This window comes from Pseudarthrobacter sp. R1 (assembly GCF_024494415.1).
Taxonomy (GTDB): domain Bacteria; phylum Actinomycetota; class Actinomycetes; order Actinomycetales; family Micrococcaceae; genus Arthrobacter.
Genome location: NZ_JAMKFI010000006.1, coordinates 85,377 through 98,804 on the forward strand (window position 1 = coordinate 85,377; position 13,428 = coordinate 98,804).

A 13,428-nucleotide genomic window follows, 5' to 3' on the forward strand; every position below is an offset into this window, starting at 1 on the left:
CTTGCTTAAACCCGTCCGCTGGGCGAGAACCGCCTCCGTTGGCCGACGCCCTAAATCGTACTCCGCGGCAAGAACCGCATTAATCCGCTGGATCGCCCATATCGGCGTTGATTGGTTGGACAACTGCTTAACTCATTTCGTACTGGCTGTTCCCGTTGGGCGCTGAGGCACCGCGACGAAAACGACGGCGGGAAGTCCCGCCGTCGTTTTTTCTTACGTCTTTGACGCTGGCCCTTAACGCGGCACTAGCGTGCCGCTGTGGCAGGCTGTTCCTGGAAGGCGGGCACGACGTGCTCGATGAAGAGTTCGAGTGAGCGCTTCTTTTCTTCATGCGTGAGGCTGTTGTCAGCCCAGAAGCTGAACTCGGTGACGCCGAGTGCCTCGTAGCGGCGGAGCCGCTCGATGACCTCACTGGGCGTCCCGATCATCGCCGTCTTGTGGAATGATTCCGGCGTAAACTCCGGGCGCTCGGCGAACTTCTCCTCGGGGCTGGGCTCGAGGAAGCCGTTCTTCGGGGTGGTCTTGTTGCCGAACCAGGCATCGAAGGTCCGGTAGAACTTTTGAATGGCCTCGGCCGGACGCCGCCATCCCTCGGGCTCGTCTTCAGAGTGGACATGCGTGTGCCGGAGCACCATCAGGTCCGGACGGGGGACGCCGGGGTTGTTCTCGACGGCGGTGTCGAACTTGTGTGCCAGGTCTTCGACTTCCTCGTCGCCCTTCATCAGCGGGGTCACCATAACGTTGCAGCCGTTGGCGACGGCGAACTCGTGCGAGGAGATGTCGCGGGCGGCGATCCACATGGGCGGGGTGGGCTTCTGGACGGGCTTGGGGACACTGGTGGATGTCGGGAACTGCCAGACCTCGCCGTCGTGTGCGTAGTCACCTTCCCAGAGCTTGCGCACTGCCGGTACGAGTTCGCGCAGGTGCTTGCCGCCGTCTACCGCGGACATGCCGCCCATGAGCCGGTCGAACTCGAACTGGTACGCGCCGCGGGCCAGTCCCACTTCCATGCGCCCGTTACTGATGACGTCCAGGAGTGCCGTTTCGCCGGCAACGCGGAGCGGGTTCCAGAATGGAGCGATGATGGTGCCGGCACCGAGCCGGATTGTGGACGTGCGGGCGGCCAGGTAGGCGAGCTGGGGCATCGGGCTGGGAGAGATGGTGTACTCCATGGAGTGGTGTTCACCAATCCATACTGTGCTGAATCCTCCGGCCTCGGCGATGAGCGTCAGTTCGGTCAGGTTCTCGAACAATTCCTGGTGCGAGACGGTTTCGTCCCAGCGTTCCATGTGGACGAAGAGGGAAAAGCGCATTAGTGACTCCTTTGTTCTGCCGCGGCGTTCTGCGGTGCCTCGTTGAGTACAGCAGCTTCTTGGGACGCTGCATTGCGTTCGGCGATGGTCTGGTTGCCGCGGGACCAGTGTTCGTGCTCGATCTCGCGAATGATGACGGTGGTGTTGTCCGGAACCGCACCCACGGCGGTTTCTGCCGCCCGGTGCAGTTCGGCGATGAGTGCGCGGAGCTGCTCCGGGGTCCGGCCGCGGGCTATGGAGACTTCAATGAGTGGCATGGATGGCTCCTTCAGCTGCGCAGGACGAAGGGGTCGGACACGGGTCCTTCGTCGGTGTTGATCCAGATGCTCTTGAGGCGGGTGTATTCGTTCATGGATTCCAGCCCGTGCTCGATGCCCACACCCGAGTTCTTGAATCCCTGCCGCGGTGACATGGGGGACATGGCTCGGTAGGTGTTGACCCACACCGTGCCCGCCTCCAGCCGGCGGGCCATGCGGTGGGCGCGGGCGAGGTTCTGGGTCCAGACGCCGGCGGCCAGGCCGTATTCGGTGTCGTTGGCCAGGCCCACCACCTCGTCCTCGGAGTCGAAGGGCATGATCGCGGCGACGGGGCCAAAGATTTCCTCCCGCACCACACGCATCGAGTTGTCGACGTCGGTCAGGACAGTCGGCGAGAAGAAGAAGCCCGGAAGATCGATCTCAGGCCGGCGTCCTCCGGTCCGGACCGTCGCACCCTCACTGACGCCCAGGTCGACGTAGGAGCTGACCTTGTCCAGCTGGGCGCCGAAGGCGAGGGGTCCGAGCTCGGTGGTGGCCAGGAGCGGGTCACCGATGATGATGGATGCCGCCCGTTCGGCGACGCGCTCCACGAGTTCGTCGTAGACGCTGCGGTGGGCAAAGACCCGGCTTCCGGCGATGCAGGTCTGGCCGGCTGCGGCGAAGATTCCGGCGATGACTCCCATGGCGGCGTTTGAGACGTCTGCGTCGCCGAACACGATGTTGGGGCTTTTGCCGCCGAGTTCAAGGGTGGAGCCGATGAAGCGTGAGGCAGTTTCCGCGGCTATGCGGGCTCCGGTCTGTGTGGACCCTGTGAAGGAAATTTTCGCCAGGTCCGGGTGGCTGACCAGGGCAGCCCCGGCCTCCTGTCCGAAACCGGTGACGACATTCACCACGCCGTCGGGGAATCCGGCCTGCGAAGCCAGTTCGGCCACGCGGAGGATGGTCCGGGAGGTGTACTCGCTGGGCTTGATGACCACGGTGTTGCCCGCAGCCAGCGCAGGGGCGAGCTTGGAGGTGGTCAGCGTCAGAGGGGAGTTCCAGGGCGTGATGGCTCCGACAACTCCCAGCGGTTCGCGCTGGGTGTAGTTGAGCATCGCGAGTGAATTCGTCGGGATCTGGCTGCCTTGGACCTTGTCCGCGAGACCGGCGTAGTAGTACAGGTACTCCGGCAGGCCGGCGAGCTGGCCGCGCATCTCGCGCAGCAGCTTGCCGTTGTCGAGGGTCTCAAGCTCGGCGAGCTCCTCGGCGTGCTCGCCGATGAGGTCACCGAGGCGGCGCAGGAGGTGGCCTCGCTTGGTTGCGGTGAGATCACGCCAGAGCGGCGACTGGAATGCGGTCTTCGCCGCTGCCACGGCCCGGCGCACGTCCTCCTCGGTTCCCCGGGCGGCTTCGTAGAGAACGTCGAGTGTTGCGGGGTTGGTGCTGGGGAAGTATTCCCCACCGGCGGGAGCAGACCAGGTACCCCCGATGAAGTGGTCGAGTCGAACAGTCATGCGCGTTCTCCTTCGGATTCTTTGATGAACTCATTGATTGCCCGGGCCAGGACGTCAGCGTCCTGGACGGGAAGCATGTGCCGCGCACCCGGGACGATGACAGCCTTCGCACCGGGGATTGCTGCGGCGAGGCGCCTGGTCATCTCCGGCGTCGAGCCCGGGTCGTGCTCGCCGGTGATGGCCAGTGCCGGCACCTCGATACGCCTGAGCTCATCGGCGATGACACCGTCTCCCAGGGCGAAGACGCGGTAGGCGTGCACAAACGACTGCACGTCATTTGCCTCGAGCGTCCGGCGGGTCGCGTCAACGACGCTTTGTGGCACACTCGTCCCTGAGTACCAACGGTCGATCGAAGCCTCAACCGTGGCCGGGAAGTCCGCTTCGGCCGATGCGAGCCGTGCGCTGACCGCACTGCTCTCGGCAACGGTGCGTTGGCAGACAGAGCTCACGCAGGTGAGGGTCTTGACCCTGCCGGGATGGAACCTGGCGATGTACTGGGCAACCAGCGCGCCCAGTGAGAAGCCCACGAGGTGGGATTGTTCGGGGAGACGCGTGAGCACGTCGTCGGCCATTTCTTGAAGGGTGACCGGTTGCGTCAGCGGCGGCTGCTGGCCGTGCCCGGGAAGGTCGATGGCAATCGACTCACGCCCGAGCGCTTCCTGGACGGGCGCCCACATGGCGGCGTCCAGGCCCACCCCGTGAAGGAGGGCAACGGGAGTTTCCTGCATTTGTGTCATTGCTCTGTGGAGAGGGGCGCCAGGCGCTCCTGCGGCCGGCCCTGTGCGGATGCCGCGAGGGCAATGAGGATTTCCCCGGGGTGGGGAGCGTCGGCGATCCTGACCTCGACGGTCTGGTGGTGGGAGCGGATGGTCGCGTCCGTGATGTGCTTCATCGGGATGTCGAACACGGTGCCGGCCGGCGCGCGTTTCTCGACGGCGGGCAGCAGGGTGGTTGCGGATGCGGCCTTGCGGTAGTGGTCGCCGAACTTGAGTGTGTGGATCAGTGCCGAGCCGTGCTCCACTTCCCCTTCGATGCCCACAATGGCTGCTTTGCCGTAGGCCTCGACCGGGGCGCCAAGCGCCTCGATGACCTTCGGAGTAAGGAGTGCGCCAAGGTCGGAGGCGGTTGCATCAATGCCGTGGCTGAGGTCCTCGACGAACCCCTGGCCTGCCCAGGGGTTTTCCACGACGGCGATGGCGACAGCGACGCGGGCTCCGGGCGTGACGGGGCGGCCGCCCTCGGTCAGGATTTCTTCGGACAAAGTAACGATCTTACGGATATTCACGGCAGGATTCCCTCCAGTATTTCAGCGGTTACGGGGCGGTCAGTTGTTCGGTCGCCAATGCGGGGATGCGGACGAGAGCCTGTGGATGCTGCGGCGATCACGACGATTTCATCCGGGTGGGGCGCATCGCTCAGGCTTAGCGTCAGGGTTTGGTAGTGGCTGCGGGTGGAGGCGGCCTCTTTGTGCCACATTGGCACTGCAATGGTGGTTCCCGGTTCGGCGCGGTCGTCCGAGAAGGACAGGATGGACGTGCCTTCGAGGAACTCGCGGACGAGGTTGCCGAAGAACGGCGTGTGGATCAGCGCCGCGGCGTGCTCAACCTCACCATTGAGCCCCACAACAGCCGACTTGCCGAAGGCCTCGATTTCCTCGGCGCCGCCCAGTGCTTCGGTGAGGCGGTCGGTGAGGACCTTCGCGAGTATCGGCGCGATCCGTTCGGTCTCGGACGCGAGGTCCGTCGAGACCGGCAAGCCGGCCCATGGATTGCGGATGACGGCGGCTGCGGCTGCCCTGGTCACGGTGGTGGGCAGGGAACCTTGGCCGTCACGCAGCAGTTCCTCGGTGAGGACGGTGATCTTCCGGACACCGACCTGCCGGGCGAGCTCTTCCATGAGGGGCGCCTGGCGAGGAACGGTTCCGTCAGCGGAACGGGAAGTCAGGGCTGTATCAGACACTGTTCAGGTCCTTTCGTCGGAAGGAAAGGGCAGTCAGGGAGCACACGGTGCAGGTCCTTTCGGTTTCTCTGCCGCAGGGGCAAGTAGTTCGCTGGTATAGCGGCAATGCAAGGTTGGCCACCCCGTTCACGAGGGATGGGCGCAGTCAATATTTCAGTTCCCGGTCACATCTGGGGCTTCGGGCGCTTCGATACGGGCCGCGGCGAGGCTTGAGGCATTGACGTGGCCGCGCATCGCAAGTTCGGCACCGGTGGGATCCTTTTCCAGGATCGCGTCGAGAACCGACTGATGTTCGCGGATGGATGCCCGCATCCGGGCCGGACGCTCAACGGTCTCAAGGACAATCCGGTGGTAAGCGAGCTGGTTCATGAGGCGCCCGTAGTGCTCGCGGAGCTTTGAATTGTCGGAGCCGTTCACGATGGTCCAGTGGAACTCGTGGACCAGTTCGGCGTACTTTGCGCTGTCCCCCCTGCGCTCGGCGCCCTCTGACGCTTCAATGTTGCGTCGAAGCCGGTCCAGCTCCGGCACGGGTCCGCGCCGGGCGAGCAGGCTGGCCGCCAGGCCCTCCAGGCTTTCCTTTAGCTGGAACAGTTCGACGATTTCGCGCCGGGTGGGTATCCGGACGAAGGTGCCGACCTTTGGCCTGATTTCAACCAGGCCCTCATTTTCCAGTTGCTTGAGCGCCTCCCGGACGGGTGTCCTGCTGACGTCGAACTCTTCAGCCAGGAACAGCTCCGGGAGGGGTGCTCCCGGAGGGTACTCACCGCTGAGGACGAGCTTGCGGAGCTTGTCCAGGAGGCTTCCCTGGTTCCCGTTCGCCTGCTCTTGTGTTTTTGCCTGAAGCGTCTCTTGCATGCATCAAACGTACGTTGCATACAAGCAGGGCGTCAAGGGATTCCCCTTATTCCCCGTTTTCCAGCTGTTTTGGCGAAGGGTGTTGACGTAGATCACACTTAGATTTACGGTTGTGGCATGCAACAGACAATCAACCACACCTTGACCGCAGCTTGGACCGCAGCCTGGGACGAGGGTGACGTCAGTGCTTTCGACGCAATCGTCACCGCCGACTACCAGCGTGAGAGTGCCGGCACGAAAAAAATCACAGGTCTGAATGAGCTCAAGCAGGAAATCCTGGAGGTCCGGGCGGCATTCCCGGACCTCACCACCCGCATCGACAAGGTCATCGCAGACGGCGACGATGTAGCCATTTTTTGGACAACCACCGGCACGTTTACGCACCCGCTGGGCGGAGTTCCGCCCACAGGACGTGTGGTGGAGACCCGCGGATCGAACGCCCTCACGCTGCGCGATGGCCGCATTGCCTACGAACGCGTCACCTGGGACGCTGCGGAACTCCTGGCCGACCTGGGCGTTCCGTCCCTCCACTCAGCATTCGAGGACGAAACCACGGACGTTGTGGTGGATGAACTGACCGGCAACCTTCCGCTGGACGTTATGAAGGGCTTCAACCGGCAGTTCATCACAGGCGTCACCGTTGTGACCACCGTCGACGAAGACGGCAAGCCCCGGGGCCTGGCGGCCAACTCCTATGCCTCAATTTCGCTGGACCCGCCGCTCGTTCTCGTGTGTGTCCAAAAGACGTCGTCCACATACCCGGCCCTGTTCCAGTCGGAACACTTTGGGATCAACATCCTTAGCAACAAACAACACGACACCGTACGAACGTTCGCTTCGAAAACTCCGGACAAATTTGCCAACCTTGAATGGCACGCAGGGCCCAACGGTGTGCCGCTGATCGAGGGTTCGGCCGCTTCCCTTGAGGCCGAGATCAAGGAACGGTTCCAGGCGAAGACCCACACCATCTTCGTTGGCCGCGTACGGCACGCTGAAGTCGCCGACGTGGACCCCATGATCTACAAGGCAGGCCACTTCTTCGACGGCGCACGCCTCGAAGAACTCTGAACGCACTCCCGCGCAACTGCCCGGGCCAGCCGGCCCCCACGGACTGGTCCGGGCGCCTACCTCCTCCGCCCCCGGAGGCCTCCCCAAACCAACTTATGCAGCGCCACTGCAACCTGGAGCACTCATGACCCACATCAAAAATGCCGAGGATCTGATGGATAAAACATCCCCCGGCATGGGCGACAACAGCAAGGCATCGCACTCCCCTGCTGCTACTGAGCAGGCAACCGAAACCCCGATGGCCACAGCCGACCGCCTCCGGCACAGGCCAGGGGCAGTCTTTTGGACATCAGTTGGCCTCATCGGCGCGTTCACCGCCTGGGCATCACTGGCCCCCGAAAACCTGAGCGCCGTTATGACCGCGGCAATGAACTGGGTCGCTGAGAGCGTCGGCTGGAGCTACCTCGTCGTAACCCTCGGCTGCATCGGTCTCCTTATCTACATTGGCGTCAGCAGGTTCGGAACCATCCGCCTCGGAGCCGACGACGCAAAGCCTGACTTCAGCACCTGGTCGTGGCTCGCGATGATCCTCTCCGCGGTCATGGGCATCGGCCTGATCAGCTATGGCGTCGCGGAGCCCATCTCGCACTTCGCCGCGCCGCCGCACGGCCTGGCGGAGGCCGGGACCATGGAAGCCGCCGTCCGGGCCATGCAGTTCTCCTACTTCGACTGGGGTCCGCACGCCTGGGCCGTGTTCGGGGTCTTCGGCCTCGCCATCGCCTACTCCACGCACCGCCGCAACAACGCCGGACTGGTGTCCCCGATGCTCCGACCGGTCTTCGGCAAGCTGGTGGATGGCTGGTTCGGCAAGATGATCGACATCTTCGCCATCATCGCCACCCTTTTCGGAACAACCACCTCCCTGGGGCTCGGTGCCTCACAGATCGGTGAAGGTATCGATCGGGTGTTCGGCATTCCCTCCAGCCTTCTGGGCCAGATCCTGATCATCGCCGTCATCACTGTCATCTTCACGCTCTCCGCACTTTCCGGAGTGCACCGCGGCATCAAATACCTGAGCCAAGGCACCATGGTCCTCTCTGCCGGGCTGGGCCTCTTCGTGTTGTTCACCGGCCCTACCAACTTCATCTCCAACCTGTTCTTCCGCTCCCTCGGTCAGTACTTCTCCGAATTCTTCGCGGTGAGCCTGCTGACGCCGAGCACCCCTGACGACGTCCAGTGGATGCAGTGGTGGACCTACTTCATGATGGCCTGGTGGCTGAGCTGGGGCGCCTTCGTTGGGGTGTTCCTCGCCAAGATCTCCAGGGGACGCACCGTGCGCCAGTTCATCGCCGGCGTCATGATCGTTCCGAGCGTCGTGTTCTTCGCCTGGTTCACCATCTTCGGCGGCTCGGCAATCAAGTTCGACATGGATAACGGCGGCCAGATCGGTGCCGCCGCCTTGGAGGACGTCAACTCCGCGTTCTTCGCCACCCTCGCAGAACTCCCACTGTCCGGCATCACCTCCGTAGTGGCGATCTTCCTGGTGGTGATGTACTTCGTCTCCGGCGCTGACGCGAACACATTCGTGCTCAGCATGATGTCCTCCCGCGGGACCCTCAAGCCGACCAAGCCGGTTCTGACGACGTGGGGCCTGCTCACCGGTCTCTGCGCCGTCGTTCTCCTGATCGTCGGAGGCCTGGGCGCACTCCAGCAGGCAGCCATGCTGTCGGCACTGCCGTTCACCGTGATCGTCGCCCTCCTCGGTTACGGCCTGGTGGTGGAGCTGAGGAAAGACCCCCAGTTCGAGGGCACCCGCGCCCTGACCCAGCGGGACCTCAGCAGCATCCTCAAGCGTGAGACGTAAGCACCACTGACAGACAGGTGACGGCGGCGGGAGCACCCCCGCCGCCGTCACCGCGTTAACTTCCTGCCCTTGAAATTGTTTCTTCAAAGGAGATCTCCCGAATGACCACTTCCCCCGCAATATCCCCTGTCATCCTCTCCGAGCGTGAGGCCGCGCTCCTTGACTCTGTCCCGACCGGCCTATTAATCGATGGTGAGTGGCGCGAGGCGTCCGACGGCGGCACATTCGATGTGCACGATCCCGCCACCGGGGAGGTGCTCGCCACGCTCGCCTCCGCTACCAGCGAGGACGCGATTGCAGCGTTGGACGCCGCCGACACCGCCCAAGCCTCGTGGGCGCGGACCCCACCCCGGGTGCGGGCCGAGATCCTCCGCCGGGCCTTTGACCTCGTCACCGAACGCGCCGACGACTTCGCCCTGCTGATGACCCTGGAAATGGGCAAGCCGCTGGCCGAAGCCCGCGGCGAAGTCACCTACGGGGCGGAGTTCCTGCGCTGGTTCTCCGAGGAAACCGTCCGTGACTACGGCCGCTACCTCACCACGCCCGAGGGCAAGAACAAGATCCTGGTCCAGCACAAGCCTGTCGGACCCTGCCTGCTCATCACTCCGTGGAACTTCCCGCTCGCGATGGCAACCCGGAAGGTCGCGCCGGCTGTCGCGGCTGGCTGCACCACGGTCCTCAAACCCGCCAAACTCACACCGCTCACCGCCCAGTACTTCGCGCAGACCATGCTCGACGCCGGCCTGCCCGCCGGCGTCCTCAACGTCGTCGCGTCGTCCTCCGCGTCCGGTATTTCCGGGCCGCTGTTGAAGGACTCCCGGCTGCGGAAGGTCTCCTTCACGGGCTCCACCCCGGTGGGTAAGCGCCTCATGGCCGACGCGGCGCAGAACGTGCTGCGCACCTCCATGGAGCTCGGCGGGAACGCCCCCTTCATCGTGTTCGAGGACGCGGACCTGGACAAGGCTGTTGAAGGGGCCATGGCGGCGAAGATGCGGAACATGGGCGAAGCCTGCACCGCGGCCAACCGCTTCCTCGTCCACGAATCCGTCGCGCAGGAATTTACGGCCAAGTTCGCCGCCGCGATGGGCGCCCTGACCACCGGCCGCGGCACGGAAGCCGCCACCCAGGTCGGCCCGCTCATCGACGCCGGCGCCCGGGAGGACGTGCACGCCCTGGTCACCGCCGCCGTCGACGCCGGAGCAGTAGCCGTCACCGGCGGCGCACCCGTGGATGGGCCCGGCTACTTCTACCAGCCCACCGTCCTCGCCGGCGTCCCCAACGACGCAGCGATCCTGGGGCAGGAAATCTTCGGCCCCGTCGCCCCCGTCACCACCTTCACAACCGAGGAGGATGCCATCAAGTTGGCCAACGCCTCCGAATACGGCCTCGCGTCCTACCTCTACAGCCGCGACTTCAACCGCCTCCTGCGGGTGGCCGAACAGATCGAATTCGGCATGGTCGGATTCAACGCCGGCGTCATCTCCAACGCCGCAGCACCCTTCGGCGGCGTCAAGCAGTCAGGCCTTGGGCGTGAAGGCGGATCAGAAGGCATCGCCGAATACACCACCACCCAATACATCGGCATCGCAGACCCCTACGCGGATTAATTGCCCGCGCAAAAGATTCTGCCGGTCTTTCACGTACGGCTGGCAGAATCTCATTTGCGGTCCCTTCCAAGAACCAAAGTTCCTGTTCGAGCCTGAGCCAGGCACTCGATCTCCGCTCGGACAGTTCGGTCAAAGGCCAGGACTCAGCGACGCACGCAGTTGTTGCAGCGCGACATGAACGACAGTCTCAGATCGATGGATTTCCCTTACGTTCATCCCGGTAAACTCCTTCACCGCGCGGCGCATGCTTTGTACATTGGTGAATCCGCACGAGGCCGCAATTTCTGAGTAGGTGATCCTTTTGGCATCGGCCTGCAGGAGGAGCTCGAGCGCTTTCCGCGTTCTCAAGGCGCGTATGCGCTCCCCCAGGCGGAGTTCTTCATTCTCGAAAAAGTAGAACAAAGATCGACGGGAGAGGTTGAACCTTTCGGCGACCATGGCTACGTCCAGATCGGCGTTGTCATAACTGGCATCAAGGTATTTCTTGATAGCCCGACTGAGTACGGGTCTCTGCGCCTCTTCATCGATTGGCGTTTCGAGCAGGGAGCCCACGAGGGTTGCCATCAGGGATCGGAGGATGTCCGCGGCTCCCGGTGCTTCGCGGTCGATGCCCGGCCGCTTCCAGCTCATCAGTGCGGGGATCACGAAAGTGCCCACAATTGGGTGTTGTGCGAGGTCAGGCAGGCGAAGCAGGGAGCCCAGCCCGGCCTCGCTCACGTTCAGGCTGCTGCGATCAATGTTGAGCTGCAAAGCGTGAAAGCCTTCGGGCGCTTCAAAGTGTCCGCCCCGCGAAGTATCGATGAATCTCACGGAGCCTGGGGATATTGGCTCCGGCACGCCGTTGAGAGCGAGTGTTAGTCCCGGCGCTTTACGGAAGTAGGCCAGGCGCACATCGGTGGCGTCGGGATTCGACGCCCATGAGCCCAATGCGGGGGCGTTGTGCATTTCTATGAGGCTGAAGCCCGGCCCGGCAAGATTGATAGCTGAAGGATTGAAGGACACAGGAGTCTTAGCCTTGATCCACCGATGATGGCTGCTGCGCCGACGGCGGTTTAAACACGAAATGCCCGTCTTTTCAGGGAAAATTGGACTTGCGACAGAACAATTTTGCTGAAGAAGAGGAGCATCCCGCAGGTGCGAAGCCATGGACAACGTCAAAGCCACCGCCACCGACGCCGCCCAGAACGTCAAAGCCGAAGGCCAAGGCGCCGTCACCGACGTCAAAGACCGCGCCACCGACGCCAAAACCAACGTCCAAAACACCTAGAGTTGCGTAAGTACGGAAAGGCCGGCTCCCGCAGGGGCCGGCCTTTCCCGCGTCCTGGGGGTACTTGGGGGGGGTACCCACCGCCGGGGTTCAGTGGTCGATGGATGCCATGTTGGCCTCGTCGTGGCGTTCTCCCGCGGCGGGTTGGAGCGCGTTCAGCCGGTTCAGCTGGCAGCCGGTGAGTTCGATGCCGGCGGCAGCGGTATTCTCCTCGACCCGGGAGACCCGTCGGGTGCCGGGGATCGGGGCGATGTCGTTCCCACGTGTCAGCAGCCAGGCGAGGGCTGTCTGTGCGGGGGTCGCGCCGTTCTCGGCGCCGATAGCCTTCACTTCGTCGGCGATCGCGAGGTTCCGGCGGAAGTTGTTGCCAGTGAAGCGTGGGTTGGTCTTGCGCCAGTCGTCGTCGGGAAAGTCGTCCACGGAGCGGATTTGACCGGTGAGCAGGCCGTGTCCAAGCGGTGAGTACGGGACAAAGCCGATGCCGAGTTCACGCAGCAGCGGCAGGATTTCCTCCTCCACGTCGCGGGTCCAGAGGGAGTATTCAGTCTGCAGGGCGGTGACCGGTTGCACTGCATGGGCACGGCGGATGGTCTCCGGGGACGCCTCGGACAGTCCGAAGTGCAGTACCTTGCCCTCGGTTATCAGGTCCGCGACGGCCCCGGCGGTTTCCTCGATGGCGATGCTGGGGTCCACCCGGTGCTGGTAGTACCGGTCGATGTGGTCGGTGCCGAGACGCTTGAGGGAGCCTTCGACGGCAGCCTTCACGTTGGCCGCACTGCTGTCGATCACGCCGGGGCCGCCACGGGAATGGGAAACCAGGCCGAACTTCGTGGCGATATTGACCTGGTCGCGGCGTCCCTTGACCGCCTGGCCGACGAGCTCTTCGCTCAAAAATGGACCGTAGACCTCGGCCGTGTCGATGTGGGTGACCCCGAGATCCAGTGCACGGTGGATGGTGCGGATCGACTCCGCATTATTCAGGGCACCCTCGCTGGTGTAGGTGCCGGCCATGGTCATCGCGCCGAGTCCGATCGCGGAAACTTCGAGGTTCCCGAGGAGTGCGTTCTTCATGGTGTTTTCCTTTATCTGGTTTCAATGCCTGGGACGTGGGCGTGGGCCGCAGCGGACCAACGGAGGATCAGCGACGGCGGAATTGGTTTTCGGGCAGGCGGTGCCCGGGGGCACGGATTCCAGGCCAGGCTGAAGCGGGTAGGGCTGTAATCCCGCTCGCTGCGCCTGCCGGCGTTCCGGAACCAGGGCAGATGACAGGTCGCGGTGTGCTTCTATCTGGTCTAGGAGGAGCTGGGCCTTCTGCTCGACGCCGGCAACGACGTCTGCTCCGGCGAAGAACCGCAACGGCGGGGTGTCCATGGCGGCGATGGTTACCAGGGCTGAGCCGAGCTTGGCGGGGGTCTCCGCCCTGCTGGCCGTTCATGGCTTTCCACGCGTTGACCGTCTGGCTGGTGCGTTCGGCATAGTCGTCAATAACCAGCTCCGGCCAAACGGAGGATGCGCCCTCGACGAATGCTTCCAAAGCGTCCGACGGCGGCCTCGACGGCGGCGGCCGAGGCCGCCGCATCGGTGACGTCCAACGACAGGGCGAGCAGGTTCTCATACTCGCCGAGGGCTGCGGTGACTTTGGCAGGGTCGCGGGCAGTGGCAACGACCCGGTGGCCGGCGTCGAGGGCGGCTTTGGCCAGGTCGACGCCCATGCCGCGGGCGGCTCCGGTGATGAACCAAACGTTGGTCATGATGATGCCTCTCTCAATCCCAACCGGCCCGTCCGGGGCGGCTGATGATTCAAG

The 13,428-nt window shown here is 63.8% G+C and carries 14 protein-coding genes; 4 read left to right on the forward strand and 10 right to left on the reverse strand.

Going from position 1 to position 13,428, the window contains the following annotated elements; all coding sequences use genetic code 11:
• Nucleotides 1-245 precede the first annotated feature (245 nt).
• The 7 genes from M8J71_RS06440 to M8J71_RS06470 all read right to left on the reverse strand — a co-directional run bounded on the left by M8J71_RS06440 (nucleotide 246) and on the right by M8J71_RS06470 (nucleotide 5,877).
• Nucleotides 246-1,313 (reverse strand): LLM class flavin-dependent oxidoreductase, encoded by a 1,068-nt coding sequence (locus M8J71_RS06440; RefSeq protein WP_256247138.1) that lies wholly within the window; start codon nucleotides 1,311-1,313, stop codon nucleotides 246-248.
• Nucleotides 1,313-1,570 (reverse strand): tautomerase family protein, encoded by a 258-nt coding sequence (locus M8J71_RS06445; RefSeq protein ID WP_256247139.1) that lies wholly within the window; start codon nucleotides 1,568-1,570, stop codon nucleotides 1,313-1,315. Before M8J71_RS06445 ends, M8J71_RS06440 begins: the two co-directional genes overlap by 1 nt.
• An 11-nt stretch (nucleotides 1,571-1,581) precedes the next feature.
• Complete coding sequence (locus M8J71_RS06450) at nucleotides 1,582-3,063, reverse strand: aldehyde dehydrogenase (RefSeq protein ID WP_256247140.1); 1,482 nt, start codon at nucleotides 3,061-3,063, stop codon at nucleotides 1,582-1,584.
• A complete protein-coding gene (locus M8J71_RS06455) occupies nucleotides 3,060-3,791 on the reverse strand; it encodes an alpha/beta fold hydrolase (protein WP_256247141.1) in 732 nt (243 codons plus the stop codon). The genes M8J71_RS06450 and M8J71_RS06455 overlap by 4 nt, the downstream gene beginning before the upstream one ends.
• Before the next feature lie 5 nt (nucleotides 3,792-3,796).
• Nucleotides 3,797-4,348, reverse strand: coding sequence for an amino acid synthesis family protein (locus M8J71_RS06460; RefSeq protein ID WP_256247142.1), 552 nt, complete (start codon nucleotides 4,346-4,348; stop codon nucleotides 3,797-3,799).
• Nucleotides 4,345-5,022: an amino acid synthesis family protein gene (locus tag M8J71_RS06465; protein ID WP_256247143.1), complete on the reverse strand. Its 678-nt coding sequence runs from the start codon at nucleotides 5,020-5,022 to the stop codon at nucleotides 4,345-4,347. Before M8J71_RS06465 ends, M8J71_RS06460 begins: the two co-directional genes overlap by 4 nt.
• Nucleotides 5,023-5,175: 153 nt before the next feature.
• On the reverse strand, nucleotides 5,176-5,877 hold the full coding sequence (locus M8J71_RS06470; RefSeq protein ID WP_256247144.1) for a GntR family transcriptional regulator: 702 nt from the start codon (nucleotides 5,875-5,877) through the stop codon (nucleotides 5,176-5,178).
• A gap of 117 nt (nucleotides 5,878-5,994) precedes the next feature.
• Between M8J71_RS06470 and M8J71_RS06475 the strand changes: the two genes are divergently transcribed.
• The 3 genes from M8J71_RS06475 (at nucleotide 5,995) to M8J71_RS06485 (ending at nucleotide 10,356) form a co-directional block, all read left to right on the forward strand.
• Nucleotides 5,995-6,945 carry a flavin reductase gene (locus M8J71_RS06475; protein ID WP_256247145.1) on the forward strand — a complete coding sequence of 317 codons (951 nt, stop codon included), beginning with the start codon at nucleotides 5,995-5,997 and terminating at the stop codon, nucleotides 6,943-6,945.
• Between the two features lie 124 nt (nucleotides 6,946-7,069).
• Complete coding sequence (locus M8J71_RS06480; RefSeq protein ID WP_256247146.1) at nucleotides 7,070-8,749, forward strand: BCCT family transporter; 1,680 nt, start codon at nucleotides 7,070-7,072, stop codon at nucleotides 8,747-8,749.
• A gap of 101 nt (nucleotides 8,750-8,850) precedes the next feature.
• Nucleotides 8,851-10,356 (forward strand): NAD-dependent succinate-semialdehyde dehydrogenase, encoded by a 1,506-nt coding sequence (locus tag M8J71_RS06485; RefSeq protein ID WP_256247147.1) that lies wholly within the window; start codon nucleotides 8,851-8,853, stop codon nucleotides 10,354-10,356.
• Nucleotides 10,357-10,485: 129 nt separating this feature from the next.
• Here M8J71_RS06485 and M8J71_RS06490 read toward each other — a convergent pair whose 3' ends face one another.
• Nucleotides 10,486-11,502, reverse strand: a complete 1,017-nt coding sequence (locus M8J71_RS06490; RefSeq protein WP_256247148.1) for an AraC family transcriptional regulator — start codon at nucleotides 11,500-11,502, stop codon at nucleotides 10,486-10,488.
• On the opposite strand from M8J71_RS06490, the gene M8J71_RS06495 reads away from it, so the two are divergent.
• Entirely contained in the window at nucleotides 11,501-11,623 is a 123-nt protein-coding gene (locus M8J71_RS06495; protein ID WP_256247149.1) for a hypothetical protein, read from the forward strand. The genes M8J71_RS06490 and M8J71_RS06495 overlap by 2 nt on opposite strands.
• Before the next feature lie 90 nt (nucleotides 11,624-11,713).
• Here M8J71_RS06495 and M8J71_RS06500 read toward each other — a convergent pair whose 3' ends face one another.
• Nucleotides 11,714-12,694 carry an aldo/keto reductase gene (locus M8J71_RS06500; protein WP_256247150.1) on the reverse strand — a complete coding sequence of 327 codons (981 nt, stop codon included), beginning with the start codon at nucleotides 12,692-12,694 and terminating at the stop codon, nucleotides 11,714-11,716.
• 410 nt (nucleotides 12,695-13,104) lie between these two features.
• A complete protein-coding gene (locus tag M8J71_RS06505; RefSeq protein WP_256247151.1) occupies nucleotides 13,105-13,374 on the reverse strand; it encodes an SDR family NAD(P)-dependent oxidoreductase in 270 nt (89 codons plus the stop codon).
• Nucleotides 13,375-13,428: the final 54 nt, after the last annotated feature.

Excerpts from the sequence above, each read along its gene's own strand:
- M8J71_RS06455 (WP_256247141.1), bottom strand. The coding sequence starts at position 3,791 with ATGCAGGAAACTCCCGTTGCCCTCCTTCACGGGGTGGGCCTGGACGCC.
- M8J71_RS06500 (WP_256247150.1), bottom strand. The coding sequence starts at position 12,694 with ATGAAGAACGCACTCCTCGGGAACCTCGAAGTTTCCGCGATCGGACTC.
- M8J71_RS06470 (WP_256247144.1), bottom strand. The coding sequence starts at position 5,877 with ATGCAAGAGACGCTTCAGGCAAAAACACAAGAGCAGGCGAACGGGAAC.
- M8J71_RS06475 (WP_256247145.1), top strand. The coding sequence starts at position 5,995 with ATGCAACAGACAATCAACCACACCTTGACCGCAGCTTGGACCGCAGCC.
- M8J71_RS06505 (WP_256247151.1), bottom strand. The coding sequence starts at position 13,374 with ATGACCAACGTTTGGTTCATCACCGGAGCCGCCCGCGGCATGGGCGTC.
- M8J71_RS06440 (WP_256247138.1), bottom strand. The coding sequence starts at position 1,313 with ATGCGCTTTTCCCTCTTCGTCCACATGGAACGCTGGGACGAAACCGTC.
- M8J71_RS06490 (WP_256247148.1), bottom strand. The coding sequence starts at position 11,502 with ATGGCTTCGCACCTGCGGGATGCTCCTCTTCTTCAGCAAAATTGTTCT.
- M8J71_RS06485 (WP_256247147.1), top strand. The coding sequence starts at position 8,851 with ATGACCACTTCCCCCGCAATATCCCCTGTCATCCTCTCCGAGCGTGAG.
- M8J71_RS06450 (WP_256247140.1), bottom strand. The coding sequence starts at position 3,063 with ATGACTGTTCGACTCGACCACTTCATCGGGGGTACCTGGTCTGCTCCC.
- M8J71_RS06495 (WP_256247149.1), top strand. The coding sequence starts at position 11,501 with ATGGACAACGTCAAAGCCACCGCCACCGACGCCGCCCAGAACGTCAAA.
- M8J71_RS06445 (WP_256247139.1), bottom strand. The coding sequence starts at position 1,570 with ATGCCACTCATTGAAGTCTCCATAGCCCGCGGCCGGACCCCGGAGCAG.
- M8J71_RS06480 (WP_256247146.1), top strand. The coding sequence starts at position 7,070 with ATGACCCACATCAAAAATGCCGAGGATCTGATGGATAAAACATCCCCC.